This window comes from Spirillospora sp. NPDC049652, from assembly GCF_040675125.1.
Lineage (GTDB): Bacteria > Actinomycetota > Actinomycetes > Streptosporangiales > Streptosporangiaceae > Spirillospora.
In genome coordinates, this window is sequence record NZ_JBFAOF010000061.1 from 1 (window position 1) to 16,968 (window position 16,968).

A 16,968-nucleotide genomic window follows, 5' to 3' on the forward strand; every position below is an offset into this window, starting at 1 on the left:
CGGGCGATGGCGGCGCGGCTGCGCGCCTGGCGCCGCCCGGCGACCGCCGCGCCCGGCTCGCACGCCGCGCACGGGGGACTGCCCGCGACCTCGCCCGCCGCCGTCCGGTCCGTCGAGCGCGCCCCGGCGGACCGGTTCGAACGCGCCTTCCTCAACCTGCTCATCGCCCACCAGGACGACGCCGTCCAGCTGGCCCGGATGGAGACCGCCCACGGCGAGAACGCCTGGGCGCGGTCGCTCGCCGCGACCATCGACCGCTCACGCTCGGCGGAGATCGCCACGATGCTGGCGCTCCTCGACCCCCCGAAGTAGGTGACGGCCCATGCGCCGACTGCTCGCCGCCCTGATCGCCGTGCTCGTCTCGGCCGCGCTCGCCGCCCCGGCGCACGCGGCGGACGGACGCCTGACCGCCGCGTTCACCCTGTCCGGGACGACCGGGAAGTACGTCGTCTCCAACCCCGGCACGACCGCCGTGTCCGGCTGGACGCTGGTGTTCCAGCTGCCCGCCGGGGTGACCGCGTCCAACCCGCAGAACGCGACGATCACCCAGAACGGCACGAAGGTCACCCTGAAGCCCGCCTTCTACATCGACACCGTCCAGCCCGGGAAGAGCACCGACCCCTACAGCCCGACGTTCAGCCTCAGCCAGGCCGTCCAGCCGACGTCGTGCCTGCTCAACGGCGCGAACTGCGACGGGACGGGCACCCCGCCGCCGACCCTGACGGGGGTCACCGCCGACTACACGGTCAGCGGCTCGACCGGCACGTTCGTCATCGCCAACCACGGCACGACGGCCGTGACCGGCTGGACGGTCGTGTTCACGCTCCCGTCCGGAGTCACGGCGGGCAACGCGAGCAACGGGTCGATCAGCCAGACCGGGAACACCGTCACGCTCACCCCGGCGTACTACAACACGACGATCGCGGCGGGGAGGACGACCGACCCCTACAGCCCGACGTTCACGCTCAGCTCGGCCGGCGCGGAACCCACGTCCTGCCGCGTCAACGACGCCAACTGCGACGGCACCCCGGACACGCCGCCGTCCGCGCCGACCGGCCTGAAGGTCGTCGTGAAGACCACCAAGTCCGTCACGCTCGGCTGGGACGCGGCGAAGGCCGGGAGCCTCCCGGTCACCGCCTACGACGTCTACAACGGCTCCACGGTCGCGGCCACCGTCTCCGGGACGACCGCGACGGTCAACGGCCTCACCCCCAACACCGCCTACTCGTTCACCGTGAAGGCCAAGGACCGCAAGGGCACCGCGTCCCCGGCCAGCGCGGCCGTATCGGTCACCACCAACAACCCGTCGGACGACACGACCCCGCCGTCCGTCCCGGGGAACCTGCGCAGCACCGGCAAGGACTCCAGCAGCGTCAAGCTCGCCTGGGACGCCGCCACCGACAACTCCGGCGTCGCCAACTACGACGTGCTGGTGAACGGCAAGGCCGCCACGACCGTGACCGGGACGAGCGCGACCGTCACCGGCCTCTCGCCGTCCACGTCGTACTCGTTCACCGTGCTCGCGCGCGACCAGTACGACAACGTGTCCGCGCAGAGCGCGCCGCTCAAGGTCACCACCGATGACGTGGTCAGCGGGTACGCCCGCGTCGGCTACTTCGTCCAGTGGGGCATCTACGGCCGCCAGTACTTCGTGAAGAACCTGGAGTCGACCGGCAACGCCGCCAAGCTGACGCACATCAACTACGCGTTCGGCAACATCGACCCGACCAACCTCACCTGCCTCGAAGGCGTCACCAAGGGCACCTCGTCCGACCCCGAGGACCCGAGCCAGGGCGACGGCGCGGGCGACGCCGACGCCGACTACGCGCGGCCGATGTCGGCGGCGCAGTCGGTGGACGGCCAGGCCGACACCGGCTACGAGCCGCTGCGCGGCAACTTCAACCAGCTGAGGAAGCTCAAGGCCAAGCACCCCAACCTCAAGATCCTGATGTCGATCGGCGGCTGGACCTACTCCAAGTACTTCTCCGACGCCGCCGCGACCGACGCGTCCCGCAAGAAGTTCGTCGCGTCCTGCATCGACACCTACATCAAGGGCAACCTGCCGTCCTACAACGGCGCGGGCGGCCCCGGAACCGCCGCCGGGATCTTCGACGGCATCGACGTCGACTGGGAGTGGCCGGGCGCGGAGGGCCACCCGGGCAACCACGTCGGCGCCAACGACAAGGCCAACCTGACCCTGCTGCTCGCCGAGTTCCGCACCCAGCTGGACGCGCTCGGACAGCAGAGCGGCAAGCGGTACCTGCTCACCGCGTTCACGCCCGCCGACCCCGCGAAGATCAGCGCCGGCTGGGACCTGGCCGGGACGGCCAGGTCGCTCGACATCTTCAACGTCCAGGGCTACGACTTCCACGGCTCGGGCAGCGACAACTCCTGGGAGCCGAACCGGACCGGCCACCAGGCCAACCTGTACACCGACACCGACGACCCCTACTCGTTCCACTTCAGCGTCGAGAACGCCGTCAACGCCTACCTCACCGCCGGCGTGAACCCCCGCAAGCTCACCATCGGCCTCGCCTACTACGGGCGCGGCTGGCAGGGCGTCACGGACGGCGGCGTCCACGGCGACTGGCAGGCCGCGCAGGGCGCCGCGCCAGGACAGTTCGCGGAGGAGGCCGGGACGCGCGGCTACGGCAACCTGATCTCCAGCGTCCCGAACTGCACCGTCTACCACGACGAGCAGGCGGTCGCGACGTCCTGCTACACCGGCGCCGGCGGTCAGTGGTGGTCGTTCGACGACGCGTGGTCGATCGGCAAGAAGACCGCCTGGCTGAAGAGCAAGGGCCTGCTCGGCGCGATGATCTGGGAGATGTCCGGTGACACCGGCACCCTGACCACCGCGCTCGACACCGGCCTGAACCAGCCCGCCCTCAAGCGGACCGCCCAGAAGTAACGCCCTCCGGAGTTCCCGCCCGGCCGTCATGTCCCTGCGGCCGGGCGGGCCCCTTTCCGGGGGCGGTCAGACGAGGGCCGCGCAGGACTTCTCGTCGGGCAGCAGTGGCCGGATCTGGACGCTGAAGACCTGCCCGCCGCTGCTGAAGGACGCGCCTAGCGGTGTCTGGGCGGCGAGCTTCCGGACGCGCGTGGCGTTCGCTCCGCTGTAGACCGTGCAGAAACTGCCCTGACGGAGCTTCGTGCCCTTGCCGAGCGGCGAGAGCGGCCACGCGACCGTGCCGGACGGCGCAGGTGTGTCGCCGTTGGGAAACGCGCTGACCGCGACGCGCTCGGGCAGGTAGACGTCCGGCGGAGACTGCTGGTCGCCCGCGGGCCACTGGTCGGGCTGGAGCTTCTTCCACACCGCCGTCGCCGGGACGTGGTGCTGCTCGGGCATGACGACGTCGGTCTGTGCCGAGTACATCCAGATCTTCAGCACCATCGCGTCGGCGATCCGCTCGTCCGACCCGATCTTCCGGGACCGTTCGAGGCCCGCCTTCCTCGCCTCGGCGACGAGCTGCTGAAACACCGGCTGCTTCAGGTGGTACCGCTGGAGCTGCGCCTTCGGGCCCTTGCCGGGGACGATCGCCGTGCCGTCCGCGTAGAGGGAGAAGTCGGGGACCGTCCAGGGGCCGCCGCGTCCGGCCATGCCGCCCGTCATCCGCCACCGCAGGACCAGTCCGTCGCCACCCTGCCCCGCGGGCGGCCTGGTCTCGGCAGGGAGGTCGGGCACGGTGCTCACCTTGTTTCCGCAGCCGGTGAGGACGGTGGCGCCCGCCAGGACGGCCGTCGCTCCCACCAGGATCGCCTTCACAGTGCGGGTCGTCATACCCGCCGTTCGTACGGAGGGAACCGCCATGCGGGTTGGACGCGCCGCCGCCCGCCCCGGTTCCGTCCGTTCGCGGCCGTTTCCGCGAACGACGGAGGCGGCCGGATACAAACGGAGGCCGCGGACACTGTGGGATTCCGCGGGCGATCTTCCCGGGCCGCCGCGCTAGTGTCACGGACGTGAGCGTGCTCGTGGTGACCGGGACCTGCACCGGAGTCGGGAAGACGGTGGCGACCGCGGCGGTGGCGTCGCTCGCCGCCGCGCGCGGAGCGTCGGTCGCCGTGGTCAAGCCCGGCCAGACCGGGGTGCGGCCGGACGAGGACGGCGACCTCGCCGAGATCGGCCGCCTCGCGGGCGTCGCCGACCTGCACGAGTACGCCCGGTTCCCGGACCCGCTGTCCCCGGCCGCGGCCGCCCGCCTCGCCGGGCTCCCGCCCGTGGACCTGCCGTCGGTCGTCGGCCGGATCGCCGACCTCGCCGCGACCCGCGACCTGGTGCTCGTCGAGGGCGCGGGCGGGCTGCTGGTCCGCTACGACGACGAGGGCAACACGATCGCCGACCTGGCCCGCTGGCTCGGCGCGTCCGTGCTGCTGGTCGTCCGGCCCGACCTCGGGACGCTCAACCACACCGCGCTCACCCTGGAGGCGATGGCGCACCGCGGCCTGAACCTCGCGGGCGTCGTGGTCGGCTCCTGGCCGGACGAGCCGGACATCGCGATGCGCAGCAACCTGCGCGACCTGGAGACGCTCGCCGCGCGCCCGCTCGCCGGGGCGCTCCCGGCCGGGGCGGGCTCGCTCGAACCCGCCGAGTTCCTCGTCGCCGCCCACCGGGGCCTCGCGCCCACGTTCGGCGGCTCGTTCGACGCCGTCTCGTTCCGGGCGGCGCACTCCCCGACGAAGGAGAGCCCGTGACCGACATCCTCGAGACCGCGCGGCGGCAGGTCCTGCAGGAGGGACGCGGCCTGGACCGGGAGCAGACGCTGCGGGTCCTGACCCTGCCGGACGACCGCGTCCCGGACGCCCTGGCCCTCGCGCACGACGTGCGGATGCGCTGGTGCGGCCCGGAGGTCGAGGTCGAGGGCATCGTCTCGCTGAAGACCGGCGGCTGCCCGGAGGACTGCCACTTCTGCTCGCAGTCCGGGCAGTTCACCAGCCCCGTCCGGTCGGTCTGGCTGAACATCCCCGAGCTGGTCGAGGCGGCGAAGCAGACCGCGAAGACCGGCGCGACCGAGTTCTGCATCGTCGCGGCCGTCCGCGGCCCGGACGAGCGGCTGATGGCCCAGGTCCGGGAGGGCGTGCGGGCGATCAACGACGCGGTGGAGATCAACATCGCGTGCTCGCTCGGCATGCTCACCCAGGAGCAGGTGGACGAGCTGGCCGCGATGGGCGTGCACCGCTACAACCACAACCTGGAGACCGCCCGCTCCCACTTCCCGAACGTCGTCACCACCCACACCTGGGAGGAGCGGCACGAGACCCTGCGGATGGTGAAGGCGGCGGGCATGGAGGTGTGCTGCGGCGGCATCGTCGGGATGGGCGAGAGCGTCGCGCAGCGCGCCGAGTTCGCCGCCGAGCTCGCCGAGCTGGGCCCCGACGAGGTGCCGCTGAACTTCCTGGCGCCGCGTCCGGGCACGCCGTTCGCGGACCGTCCGGTGGTCGAGGGCGCCGAGGCGCTGCGGACGATCGCCGCGTTCCGGCTGGCGCTGCCGCGCACGATCCTGCGCTACGCGGGCGGCCGCGAGGTCACCCTCGGGGACCTCGGCACCCGCGACGGCATGCTCGGCGGAGTCAACGCGATCATCGTCGGCAACTACCTCACCACCCTCGGCCGCCCGGCCGAGCGGGACCTGGACCTGCTCGCCGAGCTGCGGATGCCGATCAAGGCCCTCTCCAAGACGCTCTAGCCCGCCCGCCGGAGGGTCAGTCGCGCTTGAGCCGGGTGATGAACTTGTACCGGTCGCCGCGGTAGAGCGACTGCGCCCACTCGACGGGCTGGCCCGTGGCGTCGAAGGCGTGCCGGGACAGCAGCAGCATCGGCAGGCCCACGTCCACGCCGAGCAGCTGCGCGTCGTGCGGGGTCGCGAGGACGGTCTCGATCGTCTCCTCGGCCTCGGTCAGGTGCACGTCGTAGGCCGTGGCGAGCGTCTCGTACAGCGACCGGTGCCGGGCGAACTCGCGGCGCAGGCCGGGGAAGCGGCGGGCGGGCAGGTGCGAGGTGTCGATCGACATCGGCTCGCCGTCCGCCAGCCGCAGCCGGTGGATGCGCAGGACGCGCCCGCCCGGCCGGATCGCCAGCAGCGTCGCCAGCCGCTCGTCGGCGCTCACGTACCCGGCGTCCAGGATGCGGGTCTCGGGGTGCAGGCCGTGGTGGCGCATGTCCTCGGTGTAGCTGACGAGCTGGAGCTCCTGCGACACCTTGGGCTTGGCGACGAAGGTGCCCTTGCCCTGGATGCGCTGCAGCCGGCCCTCGACGACCAGCTCGGCGAGCGCCTGCCGGACGGTCGTGCGGGACGTCTCGTACTTCTCGGCGAGCGTCCGCTCGGGCGGGAGCGGGCTGCCGGGCGGGAGCGAGAGGATCAGCTCGACGAGCAGTTCCTTCAGCTTGTAGTACTTGGGGATGCGCGGCGCGGAGGCCGAATGGCGGCGGCCGATGTCGCTCAACGGCGTCCGCTCGTACCCGCCGGCGTGGCGGGACGGCGTGCCCCTGACCTCCGTCACGGCCTCTCCTCACGTTCATCATCGGTTGTCCCCGATGTTACGTGTGCAGACTACGGCCGGTAGAGCGCGCGATCACCTCCAGGGCGGCCCCGAGGACGGTGAGTTCCGCCTCGTCCAGGGTGGCGCGGGCGGTCAGCCGCAGGCAGGACCGGCCGTCCGGGACCGACGGTGGCCGGAAGCAGCCGACCCGCAGCCCGTTCTTGCGGCACAGGTCCGCGGCGTGCAAGGCGGCCTCCGGGTCGCCGAGGAACACCGGGACGACCGCCGCGGCCGGGTCGGGCGCCGTCTCCAGGCCGGACCCGGCGGCGAGGGCGGCGATCCGGCGGGCCCGGTCGCGGGCCCGGGCGGGCAGGCCGGGCTCGGCGGCCAGGACGTCCAGGGCGGCGAGGGCCGCGCCGGCGGCGGCCGGGGCGAGACCGGTGTCGAAGATGAACGCGCGGCCCGTCCCCACCAGCGTCTCGATCACCTCGGGGGCGCCGAGCACCGCCCCGCCCTGGGACGCCAGCGACTTCGACAGCGTGAGGGTGAGGACGACGTCGGGCTCCCCGGCGATCCCGGCGGCGTGCGCCGCGCCCCGGCCGCCGTCGCCGACCACCCCGAGCGCGTGCGCCTCGTCGACCACCAGCAGCGCGCCGTGCGCCCGGACGGCCGCGTGCAGGGCCGCGAGCGGCGCGAGGTCGCCGTCCACGGAGAAGACCGCGTCGGTGACGACCAGCGCGTGCGGTTCGCGGCGGCCGGCGAGGGCGCGCCCGACGGCGGCGACGTCCCGGTGCGGGGTGATCACCACGCGGGACCGGGACAGCCGGCAGGCGTCCACGATCGAGGCGTGGTTGGCCCGGTCCGACACCACCAGCACGTCCGGCCCGCCGAGCGTCGCGACCGCGCCGAGGTTGGCCAGGTAGCCGGACGAGAACACGAGGCCGGCGGCCGTCCCGGCGAACGCGGCCAGCCGGCGGTCCAGCTCGGCGTGCAGCCCGGTGGTGCCGGTGACCAGCCGGGACCCGGTCGCGCCCGTCCCGTACTCCCGGACGGCCGCCGCCGCGCCCGCCGCGAGCCGCGGGTCCCGGCAGAGGCCCAGGTAGTCGTTGGACGCCAGGTCGATCAGCCCGCCGTGCCCGCCGTCGCGGGGGAGCAGCCGGCGGCGCAGCCCGGCCTCCTCCCGGGACCGCGCGGCGGCGCGCAGCCGCGCCAGCGGGTCGGCGGTCGCCCGCCCCGTGGTCGTTCCGCCCGTCATGTCCGGCATCCTGCCAGGTCAGCGGCTCGTCCGGAGCACAGGATCGGTAGGCCATGATTGTTGCGTGCCTACCTTGACCGATCTGGTCCGCGACCACACCGACCTGACCGACGAGGACCTGGAGTGGCTGCACGCGCTGGTCTCCGACTGGCAGCTGCTCGCCGACCTCTCCTTCGCCGACCTGGTGCTGTGGGTGCCGCTGCGGTCGGACGCCGTGCTGCCCCCCGCCGACCGGCGGGCCCGTCCCCAGCCGCCCGGCTCGGTGCCCGGCTGGGTCGCGATCGCGCAGATGCGGCCGACCACCGGCCCCACCGCCTACCCCGACGACCTGGTCGGCAAGGCCGTCCGCGAGGGGCGGCGCGGCATGATCGACGTGGCCTGGCGGGAGCGCCGGATCGTCCGGGAGGGCGACCCGGAGTGGGGCAGCGGCATCCCGGTCCGGGAGGAGTCCATCCCGGTCCGGCGCGGCGCGAAGATGCTCGGGGTGATCCAGCGCAGCACGAACCTGTCGTCCGCGCGCACCCCGTCCCGGCTGGAGCTGACCTACCTGCAGAGCGCCAGCGACCTCGCGCAGATGATCGCCGAGGGCCGGTTCCCGGTGCCGGGGGAGGAGCCGAACCTGGTCCGGTCGCCGCGGGTCGGCGACGGCCTGATCCGGCTCGACCGGTCCGGCCACGTCACCTACGCCAGCCCGAACGCCCAGTCGGCGTTCCGCCGCCTCGGCCTCGCCACCGACCTGGTCGGCGAGTCGCTCGGCGAGGTCACCGGCGGGCTGTGCGACACCGGCGAGCCGCGCGAGGAGGCGCTGACCGTCGTGCTGTCCGGCCGCGCGCCGCGCGAGGTGGAGGTCGAGGCGCACGGCTCGGTCATGCAGCTGCGGACGATCCCGCTGGTCGTCGGCGGCAACCGGATCGGCGCGATCGTGCTGTGCCGGGACGTCACCGAGCTGCGCTGGCGCGACCGCGAGCTGATGACCAAGGACGCCACCATCCGGGAGATCCACCACCGGGTGAAGAACAACCTGCAGACCGTCGCGGCGCTGCTGCGGCTGCAGGCGCGGCGGCTGCGCATCCCCGAGGGCCGCGCCGCGCTGGACGAGGCCGTCCGGCGGGTCGGGTCGATCGCGATCGTCCACGAGACCCTGTCGCACACCCCGGACGAGCTGATCGACTTCGACGACATCGCGGACCGCGTGATCACCATGGCCGGGGAGGTCTCCACCCCCGAGTCCAAGGTCGCGCCGAGCCGCACCGGCAGCTTCGGGGTGCTGCCCGCCGAGATCGCCACCCCGCTCGCGATGGCGCTGACCGAGCTGCTGCAGAACGCGCTGGAGCACGGCCTCGCCAACCGCTACGGCACGCTGGAGGTGCGCGTCCGCCGGCACGGCGAGGGCGTCCCGGCGACCGAGCAGCGCGGCATCCGGATCTGGGGCGACTGGCCCGCCGAGGAGCCCGGCGCGCACACCCGGGACGCGGGCCCCGGCGCCGGTCCGGCCGCGCCGGGCGGCCGCCGCCTGGTCGTGATCGTCGCGGACGACGGCGTCGGGCTGCCCGACGACTTCGACATGGAGGCCAGCAACAGCCTCGGGCTCCAGATCGTCCGGACGCTGATCGTCGGGGAGCTCGGCGGCACCCTGGAGTTCCGCGCCCGCGACGGCGGCGGCACCGAGGTCGTCGTGGACGTCCCGCTCGACCACCACCAGCGCCCGCCGTCCACCTCCCCCCGCCCGTAGCGCGGCGCGCTAGTCGGAGTCGATGGCGGCGAGGAGGTCGCGGAGGGTCTCGCGCTGCGCGGGGGACAGGGTGGCGAACAGCTCCTCGGCCCCCTGGAGGCGGGCCTCGCGCATGCGGGCGACGACGTCCCGCCCCTCGTCCGTCAGGACGACCCGGATGGCGCGGCGGCTCTCCGGGTCGGGCTCGCGCCGGATGAGGCCCGCGCCCTCCAGGGCGTCCACCAGCGTGGTCGCCGAGCGCGGCACGATGCCGAGCAGCCCGGCCAGCTCCGCCATGCGCGGCGGCCCGTCGTGCTTGGCGATCACGCGCAGCGCGCGGGCCTGGGCGGGCGTCAGGCCCAGGGGCGCGAGCCGGTCGGCCATGCCCCGGCGCACCCGGTGGGCCGCTCGCAGGAACAGTTCGCCCAGCTCGGGACGGTCGCTCGGGGTGCTCTGCGGCATGACATTGAGTCTACCTCACTGTTGTGGCGGAATAATTGTGAGCTAGGCTCAGTTACCCGGAGGGTCCGTCGCCGTCCGGGAGAGGAGCCGCCCATGCCGAGCCCGTCCGAGAACCCCCCTGCCGCGGAGAACCCCACTCCCGCGGAGCATCCGAGCGCGCCGCGGAGCCGGCGCCAGATCCTGCGGATCGTCCGCCTGTTCCGGCCGTACCGGTCCAGGCTGGCCGTCGTCGGCCTGCTGGTCGGGCTGTCCGCGCTCGTCTCGCTCGCCTCGCCGTTCATGCTGCGCGAGGTGGTGGACGTCGCGCTGCCCCGCGGCCGCACCGGCCTGCTCAGCCTGCTCGTCCTCGGCATGATCGCCGTGTCCGTGCTGACCAGCGTGTTCGGCGTCCTGCAGACCTACCTCTCGACCGCCGTCGGGCAGCGCGTCATGCACGACCTGCGCACCGGCGTCTACGCCCACCTGCAGCGCATGCCGCTGGCGTTCTTCACCCGGACCCGCACCGGCGAGGTCCAGTCCCGCATCGCCAACGACATCGGCGGCATGCAGTCCACCGTCACCCAGACCGCCACCCAGCTCGTCTCCAACCTCACCACGGTCGTCGCCAGCCTGGCCGCCATGGTCGCGCTGGACTGGCGGCTCACCCTCGTCTCGGTGCTGGTGCTGCCGCTGTTCGTGTGGATCAGCCGCCGGGTCGGCAACGAGCGCCGCCGGATCACCTCGGTCCGGCAGAAGCAGCTCGCCGCGATGTCGGCGATCGTCGAGGAGTCGCTGTCGGTGAGCGGCGTCCTGCTCGGCCGCACGATGGGCCGCTCCCGCGCGCAGACCGAGCGGTTCGCCGCCGAGTCCGAGGGCCTGGTCGACCTGGAGGTCCGCGCCAACATGGCCGGACGCTGGCGGCAGTCCACGATCTCGATCGTCATGGCCGCGATGCCCGCGCTCGTCTACTGGGCCGCCGGGATGACCGTCTCGCAGGGCCACCCGCTGGTCACCATCGGCACGCTCGTCGCGTTCACCACCCTGCTGACCGGCATGTTCCGGCCGCTGATGATCCTGCTCCAGACCGGCGTCGAGGTGCAGAGCTCGCTCTCCCTCTTCGACCGCGTCTTCGAGTACCTCGACATGGTCCCCGACATCCAGGAGCCCGAGACGCCCGTGCGGCCGCCCGGACGCGTCCGCGGCGAGGTCCGGTTCGAGGACGTCGCGTTCTCCTACGACCCGGACGCCGCGCCCGCCCTGCGCGACGTGGACCTGACCGTCCCCGCCGGGACGAGCCTCGCCGTCGTCGGCGAGACCGGCTCCGGCAAGACCACGCTCAGCTACCTCGTCCCGCGCCTGTACGACGTCACCGGCGGCCGCGTCACCATCGACGGCGTGGACGTCCGCGACCTGTCCTTCGCCGACCTGTCGGACGCCGTCGGCGTCGTCTCCCAGGAGACCTACCTGTTCCACGCGTCCGTCGCCGACAACCTGCGGTTCGCCAAGCCGGACGCCACCGACGAGGAACTGGAGGCCGCCGCCCGCGCCGCCCGCATCCACGACCACATCGCCGGGCTCCCGGACGGCTACGACACCCTGGTCGGCGAGCGCGGCTACCGCTTCTCCGGCGGCGAGAAGCAGCGCCTCGCCATCGCCCGCACCATCCTGCGCGACCCGCCCGTCCTCGTGCTGGACGAGGCGACCAGCGCCCTCGACACCCAGACCGAGCGCGCCGTCCAGCAGGCCATCGACGCCCTCTCCCGGGGACGCACCACGATCACCATCGCGCACCGGCTCTCGACCGTCCGCGACGCCGACCAGATCGTCGTCCTCGCCCGCGGCCGAATCGCCGAACGCGGCACCCACGAATCCCTGATGGCCGCGGACGGCGCCTACGCCGCGCTCGTTACCCGCGACGATTCCCTAACGCCGGGCCTAACCCCCGCCTAAGCCGCCCGCCTATGCCGGGTGCTTAGCCCTTCGCCTTTTCCCGCAGGAAAGACGAAGAACCCTCCGGGGGAAAAGAAAAAACGCCGGTCCTATGGCGGTCGGCCGCTTCCTGAGGAGCGGCCGGCCGCCACGGGACCGGCGTGATTCGCTTGTCCGGCGCGGGCCGTTCCGACCGTGTGGGGGTTCGGTGGCCTCAGCCGGGCGCGGACGCCCTGGACGTCCGGCGGGAAAGGTTCAGGCGGTGGCTCTCGCGCGGGCGCGGGAGGCGCGGCGGCGCAGCGCGCGGCGCTCGTCCTCGCCCATCCCGCCCCAGACGCCCGAGTCCTGGCCGGACGCGATCGCCCAGCGCAGGCAGGCATCGGTCACGTCGCAGCGGCGGCAGACCTGCTTGGCCTCCTCGATCTGCACGATCGCGGGCCCGGTGTTGCCGATCGGGAAGAACAGCTCGGGGTCCACGTCACGGCAGGCTGCCCGGTGGCGCCAGTCCATGCGTCCACTCCTTCGTCAGCGGTGGCGGAAGTCACTCCACTTGTGAACGGTTTCACATGTCGCGAACACCCCGGAACGGTCAAGATTTCGTCTGGGGTGACAGTTCGGCGGCGCTGCGTTCAGAGGCGGCCTCATTGGGCCCCTGACTACCGGCGCACTTTGAGCGTGTCAGGGGGGCGCGGAGAGACGCAAGACCCTTGAGAAAGGTTTCTCAAAGTATGGGTGTCGCATGTGTCACACGGGTGGGTCGTTCGTGTGACTTTGTTGTTAACGGATCACCGGATCGGCATCAAATGACGATGCGTATCGCCTTCGGCACCGAACGGAACGTGACGCGCTCCACCTCACCGAGGTAGTCGCCGTCCAGCTGGTAGGCGGTCGGACGGTCCGCCGTCAGCGTGACCTGCTCCGCGTCGTGGACGTTCAGCACCTGCCGCCCGCGCACCGGGCGCGTCCGCGCGGCGAACATCCCCGCCAGCGCGCCCGCCGTCGGGAGGAGGGCGAGGGAACGCATCCCGAACACGTCCAGCCCCCGCGCGAAACTCGCCTTCGGACTCGGATTCACCGGAAACGGCCCGGCGAAGGTCCACGGCGCCGTGTTCGACACGAACGCCAGGAACAGTTTCCCCTTCGTGCCCCTCGGGTCGTTCCCCGGCAGCTCCATCGTCAGCACCGGCCGCCGCCGGTCGGTGCCCCCGAAGAACCGGCGCAGCCCCGACCGGACGTACAGCAGCGGATCGGCTTTCGCCCCTGCCAGCCGCGCCCGCTCCACCTCGCGGATCACCTCGGCGTCCAGGCCGATGCCCGCGCAGAAGGTGAAGTAGCGCTCCGAGCCGTCCGGGAGCACCGCCGCGCCGAGCCCCACCGTGCGGTACCGGCCCGCGCGCAGCGCCGCCAGCACCTGCCGCGTGGCCGCCACCATGTCGTTCGGCAGGCCGAGCGCGCGGGCGAACACGTTCGCGCTGCCGAACGGCAGCACCGCGAGCGCCGGGACGTCCGCCGACGGGCCGTCCCTCAGCAGCCCGTTGACCACCTCGTTCACCGTGCCGTCGCCGCCGATGGCGATCACCAGGTCGAACCGCTCGGCGACCGCCCGGGCGGCCAGCTCGGTGGCGTGGCCCCGGTGGCCCGTCTCGGCGGTCTCCAGGTCGAGGTCCCCGGCGAACGCCCGGACGAGCAGGTCACGGGCGCGTCGGCTGGAGGAGGTCGCCTTGGGGTTGGCGATCAGCATGGCGCGCACGGCGCAAGAGTACCCACCCCTCCAGGGCCCCGCCCCCTCGCGGTGCCCCCGGGCGGTGTCCCCGGACGGGGGCTCCCCGCGGCGGCCGGTAGGGTTTCGGGGTGTCCAAGCGTTCCAGCATCGTGACCGCCGCCGCCGCGCTGGAGGGGGCCGAGGGCCTCGCCGCCGTCGGCTTCGGATTGTTCTCCGGCATCGAGACGGCCGTCGGCGAGGCCGTCGACCCGACCAGCGCGGTCGCCGTGACCGTCCTGGCGCTCGGTGGCGGCCTCGCCATGCTCGGCTGCGCCCGGATGCTGCTGCGCGGCGACTCCCGGGGCCGCGCCCCGGTCGTCCTGACCCAGCTGTTCGCGCTCCCGGTCGCCTGGTCGCTCTGGCAGAGCGACCAGCCCGCCTACGCGATCCCGCTCGGCGTCGTCGCGGTCGCCGCGCTCCTGCTCGTCCTCAGCCCCCCGGTCACCGCCTGGATCAACTTCCATGAGGCCGAGGACGACGAGGCGGACGGCGACGGCGACGGGGACGGGGACGGCAAGGGGGACGGCGGGACCGAGCCCGACGGGGCCGACCGGAAGACCGGCTCCAACACCTGACCCTCCGCCCCTTGCACGGCCTCCGGTCGCGGACCGACCGTCCGGCCCGAAGGCCACGCGACTGCGGGCGCGCCGCTGACGGCCCGGCCGGAGAACGCGGAGAGGCCCGGCCGACACGGGGTCGACCGGGCCACGCGGAACCCGCGGATCACTCGTCCGCCGTCAGGCCCTCCCGGAGCTGCGCCAGCGTCCGCGCCAGCAGGCGGGACACGTGCATCTGGGAGATGCCCAGCTCGGCCGCGATCTGGGACTGGGTCATGTTGCCGAAGAAGCGCAGCAGCAGGATCTTCTTCTCCCGCGCGGGGAGCTTCTCCAGCAGCGGCTTCAGCGACTCCCGGTACTCCACGCCCTCCAGCGACTCGTCGATCATGCCGAGCGAGTCGGCGACCGCCGGGGCGTCCTCGTCACCGGAGTCGGGCGCGTCCAGGGACACCGTGGAGTAGGCGTTGGCGGACTCCAGGCCCTCCAGCACCTCCTCCTCCGACATCTGCAGGTGCGCGGCGAGCTCGCTGACCGTGGGGGCGCGGCCCTCGCGCTGGGCGAGGTCGCTGATCGCCTTGGTCAGCGAGAGCTTCAGCTCCTGCAGCCGGCGCGGCACCCGGACCGCCCAGCCCTTGTCGCGGAAGTGCCGCTTGATCTCGCCGACGATCGTCGGGGTCGCGTAGGTGGAGAACTCCACCCCGCGGCCCAGGTCGAACCGGTCGATCGACTTGATCAGGCCGATGGTGGCGACCTGGATCAGGTCGTCCAGCCACTCGCCGCGGTTGCGGAACCGGCGGGCCAGGTACTCCACCAGGGGCAGGTGCAGCTCGACGAGCTGGTCCCGGATGCGCTGGCGCTCGGGGTCGCCCTCCGGGAGCTCGGCGAGCCGCTCGAACAGGGCGCGGGCACGGGCCCGGTCCGGCACCGCGCCGCCCTCGCGCTCGGTGCTCGCCGATCCGGTGGCCGCGGTGTCGCCGGCGTTGCCCGGGCTGTCGCCCGCGAGCGTCGTCTTGTTCTCCGTCACGGGGCCCCCGCACCGCCGCGGCGCTTCTGCAGCGTCACGGTGACCCGGTCGTCCGCGCCGACCTGCGCGTCGACCTCGCCCGCCAGCGACGACAGGACGGTCCAGGCGAAGGTGTCCCGGCTCGGCTCCGCGCCGTCCATGGTGAGCACCGACACCGAGATCCGCATCGCGTCTCCGGTGAGCTCGAACTCGCAGGTCAGGTCGGTGCCCGGCACGGCCTGGGCGAGCAGCATCGCGCACGCCTCGTCCACGGCGATGCGCAGGTCCTCGATCTCGTCGAGGGTGAAGTCCAGGCGGGCGGCGAGCCCGGCCGTCGCGGTCCGCAGCACCGACAGGTAGGCGCTGGCGGCCGGCAGCCGGACGGTCACCACGTCACGCACGGACAACTTGGTACTGGCCGCCATAGCAGCGGTTTCCTCGGTCACGTCTCTCCCTCTTGGGGTGGTCCCGCTGATTCGAAACTACCGCTTACGAGCCCCCTCCGGTGCCTCCGGCGCGCGTGGGCCGTCCCAGAACAGCCGGGCGACCCGGGCGTTCGCGCCGTAAACCCGATCAGGAGGCGAGAAACCACACCCCGACCATCCTCTCGTCAGTCCCGCGCGAGGCCCCGGAAGGCCTCCTCGGTGAGCCGGTAGACCGTCCACTCGTCCTGCGGACGGGCCCCGACCGACTTGTAGAAGCCGATCGCCGGGGCGTTCCAGTCCAGGACCGCCCACTCGACCCGTCCGTAGCCGCGTTCGTCCGCGATCCGCGCCAGCTCCGCGAGCAGCGCCCTGCCGTGCCCGTGCCCCCGCGCCTCGGGCGAGACGTAGAGGTCCTCCAGGTAGACGCCGTGCCGTCCCAGCCACGTCGAGTAGCTGAGGAACCACAGCGCGAAGCCGACGACCCGGCCGTCCTGCTCGGCGACGTGCGCGAAGACCTTCGGCTCCGGCCCGAACAGCGAGCGGCGCAGGTCGTCCTCGGTCGCCTTCACCTCGTGGGCGGCCCGCTCGTACTCGGCCAGGTCGCGGACCAGGCCGAGGATGGCCGGGACGTCCTCGGAGCGCGCGGGGCGAATCATGTTCCCCAAGCTAGCCAACCCGCGCCCGCACCCCAAACCACCCGGTCCGGAAACACCGAGGCCCGTTCCACCCAGCCGCAGGGTGGAACGGGCCTCGGTCAGCCGGTCAGCGGGGCTCAGCCCTGCTTGGTCTCCCAGAAGATCTTCGAGATCTCCTCGATCTTCTCCAGCAGCTTGTCGGCCGCCTCGACGTCCAGGCCGCCCTTGGTGCCGCCCGCGCCCGCGAGCTTGGTGGCCTCGTTGAACAGCGTGTGCAGCTGGGGGTACTTCTCGAAGTGCGGCGGCTTGAAGTAGTCGGTCCAGAGCACCCACAGGTGCTCCTTGACCAGCTGGGACCGCTGCTCCTTGATCAGGATGGCGCGCGCGCGGAACGCCGGGTCCTCGTTGGCGTTGTACTTCTCGATGATCGCCTTGACGGACTCGGCCTCGATCCGGGCCTGCGCCGGGTCGTAGACGCCGCACGGCAGGTCGCAGTGGGCGGAGACCGTGGTCTTCGGGCGCAGAAGGTTGACCAGCACCTGCGTTCCCTTCCCTCGATATCGGATCATGCTCAGGGCACCGACATTACTCTTGTGCCGGGCGGCGCGTTCGGCCAGGGCACTCGGTCTTTGGGCGTAGGTCCCCGGTTCGTGCCGGGCCATGCGCGCCGCGGGACGGAAGGCGCCGGCGGACGAGGCGAGGAGAGGCGATGCGGATGCGTTCCGGGCGTGCGGCGGCGGCGGCCGGGGTGTGCGCCGCGGGAGCCGGGCTCG

General features: G+C 72.9%; 17 protein-coding genes. 7 read left to right on the forward strand and 10 right to left on the reverse strand.

Annotation, left to right across the window (positions count from 1 at the left end; all coding sequences use genetic code 11):
• Together AB0J52_RS07025 and AB0J52_RS07030 are read left to right on the forward strand one after the other, a co-directional pair.
• Positions 1-312, forward strand: a 312-nt coding sequence (locus tag AB0J52_RS07025) for a DUF305 domain-containing protein (protein WP_500180642.1), incomplete at its 5' end; no start/stop codon positions are given.
• 10 nt (positions 313-322) lie between these two features.
• Positions 323-2,911 (forward strand): glycosyl hydrolase family 18 protein, encoded by a 2,589-nt coding sequence (locus tag AB0J52_RS07030; RefSeq protein ID WP_500180643.1) that lies wholly within the window; start codon positions 323-325, stop codon positions 2,909-2,911.
• Between the two features lie 66 nt (positions 2,912-2,977).
• On the opposite strand, the gene AB0J52_RS07035 is transcribed toward AB0J52_RS07030, so the two are convergent.
• Complete coding sequence (locus AB0J52_RS07035) at positions 2,978-3,781, reverse strand: hypothetical protein (RefSeq protein WP_500180644.1); 804 nt, start codon at positions 3,779-3,781, stop codon at positions 2,978-2,980.
• 179 nt (positions 3,782-3,960) lie between these two features.
• Between AB0J52_RS07035 and bioD the strand changes: the two genes are divergently transcribed.
• Complete coding sequence (gene bioD, locus AB0J52_RS07040; RefSeq protein ID WP_500180645.1) at positions 3,961-4,692, forward strand: dethiobiotin synthase; 732 nt, start codon at positions 3,961-3,963, stop codon at positions 4,690-4,692.
• On the forward strand, positions 4,689-5,684 hold the full coding sequence (gene bioB / locus AB0J52_RS07045; protein ID WP_500180646.1) for a biotin synthase BioB: 996 nt from the start codon (positions 4,689-4,691) through the stop codon (positions 5,682-5,684). Before bioD ends, bioB begins: the two co-directional genes overlap by 4 nt.
• Before the next feature lie 16 nt (positions 5,685-5,700).
• Here bioB and AB0J52_RS07050 read toward each other — a convergent pair whose 3' ends face one another.
• A complete protein-coding gene (locus AB0J52_RS07050) occupies positions 5,701-6,441 on the reverse strand; it encodes a GntR family transcriptional regulator (protein WP_500180655.1) in 741 nt (246 codons plus the stop codon).
• Between the two features lie 94 nt (positions 6,442-6,535).
• On the reverse strand, positions 6,536-7,732 hold the full coding sequence (locus tag AB0J52_RS07055; RefSeq protein WP_500180647.1) for an aminotransferase class I/II-fold pyridoxal phosphate-dependent enzyme: 1,197 nt from the start codon (positions 7,730-7,732) through the stop codon (positions 6,536-6,538).
• A gap of 64 nt (positions 7,733-7,796) precedes the next feature.
• On the opposite strand from AB0J52_RS07055, the gene AB0J52_RS07060 reads away from it, so the two are divergent.
• Positions 7,797-9,464 carry a GAF domain-containing sensor histidine kinase gene (locus AB0J52_RS07060; protein WP_500180648.1) on the forward strand — a complete coding sequence of 556 codons (1,668 nt, stop codon included), beginning with the start codon at positions 7,797-7,799 and terminating at the stop codon, positions 9,462-9,464.
• A 9-nt stretch (positions 9,465-9,473) separates the two neighbouring features.
• Here AB0J52_RS07060 and AB0J52_RS07065 read toward each other — a convergent pair whose 3' ends face one another.
• On the reverse strand, positions 9,474-9,905 hold the full coding sequence (locus tag AB0J52_RS07065) for a MarR family winged helix-turn-helix transcriptional regulator (protein ID WP_500180649.1): 432 nt from the start codon (positions 9,903-9,905) through the stop codon (positions 9,474-9,476).
• A gap of 93 nt (positions 9,906-9,998) precedes the next feature.
• On the opposite strand from AB0J52_RS07065, the gene AB0J52_RS07070 reads away from it, so the two are divergent.
• Positions 9,999-11,834 carry an ABC transporter ATP-binding protein gene (locus tag AB0J52_RS07070; RefSeq protein WP_500180650.1) on the forward strand — a complete coding sequence of 612 codons (1,836 nt, stop codon included), beginning with the start codon at positions 9,999-10,001 and terminating at the stop codon, positions 11,832-11,834.
• A gap of 234 nt (positions 11,835-12,068) precedes the next feature.
• On the opposite strand, the gene AB0J52_RS07075 is transcribed toward AB0J52_RS07070, so the two are convergent.
• Together AB0J52_RS07075 and AB0J52_RS07080 are read right to left on the reverse strand one after the other, a co-directional pair.
• Complete coding sequence (locus tag AB0J52_RS07075) at positions 12,069-12,323, reverse strand: WhiB family transcriptional regulator (protein ID WP_500180651.1); 255 nt, start codon at positions 12,321-12,323, stop codon at positions 12,069-12,071.
• 289 nt (positions 12,324-12,612) lie between these two features.
• Positions 12,613-13,554, reverse strand: a complete 942-nt coding sequence (locus AB0J52_RS07080) for a diacylglycerol/lipid kinase family protein (protein ID WP_500180656.1) — start codon at positions 13,552-13,554, stop codon at positions 12,613-12,615.
• 110 nt (positions 13,555-13,664) lie between these two features.
• Here AB0J52_RS07080 and AB0J52_RS07085 point away from each other — a divergent pair, with 110 nt between their 5' ends.
• Positions 13,665-14,150 carry a hypothetical protein gene (locus AB0J52_RS07085; protein ID WP_500180652.1) on the forward strand — a complete coding sequence of 162 codons (486 nt, stop codon included), beginning with the start codon at positions 13,665-13,667 and terminating at the stop codon, positions 14,148-14,150.
• A gap of 148 nt (positions 14,151-14,298) precedes the next feature.
• On the opposite strand, the gene AB0J52_RS07090 is transcribed toward AB0J52_RS07085, so the two are convergent.
• The 4 genes from AB0J52_RS07090 to sodN form a co-directional block, all read right to left on the reverse strand.
• Complete coding sequence (locus AB0J52_RS07090; protein ID WP_067819515.1) at positions 14,299-15,057, reverse strand: RNA polymerase sigma factor SigF; 759 nt, start codon at positions 15,055-15,057, stop codon at positions 14,299-14,301.
• A gap of 95 nt (positions 15,058-15,152) precedes the next feature.
• The gene (locus AB0J52_RS07095; protein WP_500180653.1) at positions 15,153-15,581 is read right to left on the reverse strand and encodes an ATP-binding protein; all 429 of its coding nucleotides are present in this window, start codon (positions 15,579-15,581) and stop codon (positions 15,153-15,155) included.
• 164 nt (positions 15,582-15,745) lie between these two features.
• Positions 15,746-16,216 (reverse strand): GNAT family N-acetyltransferase, encoded by a 471-nt coding sequence (locus tag AB0J52_RS07100; RefSeq protein WP_500180654.1) that lies wholly within the window; start codon positions 16,214-16,216, stop codon positions 15,746-15,748.
• Between the two features lie 116 nt (positions 16,217-16,332).
• A complete protein-coding gene (gene sodN / locus AB0J52_RS07105; RefSeq protein WP_235834754.1) occupies positions 16,333-16,734 on the reverse strand; it encodes a superoxide dismutase, Ni in 402 nt (133 codons plus the stop codon).
• Between the last annotated feature and the right edge of the window lie 234 nt (positions 16,735-16,968).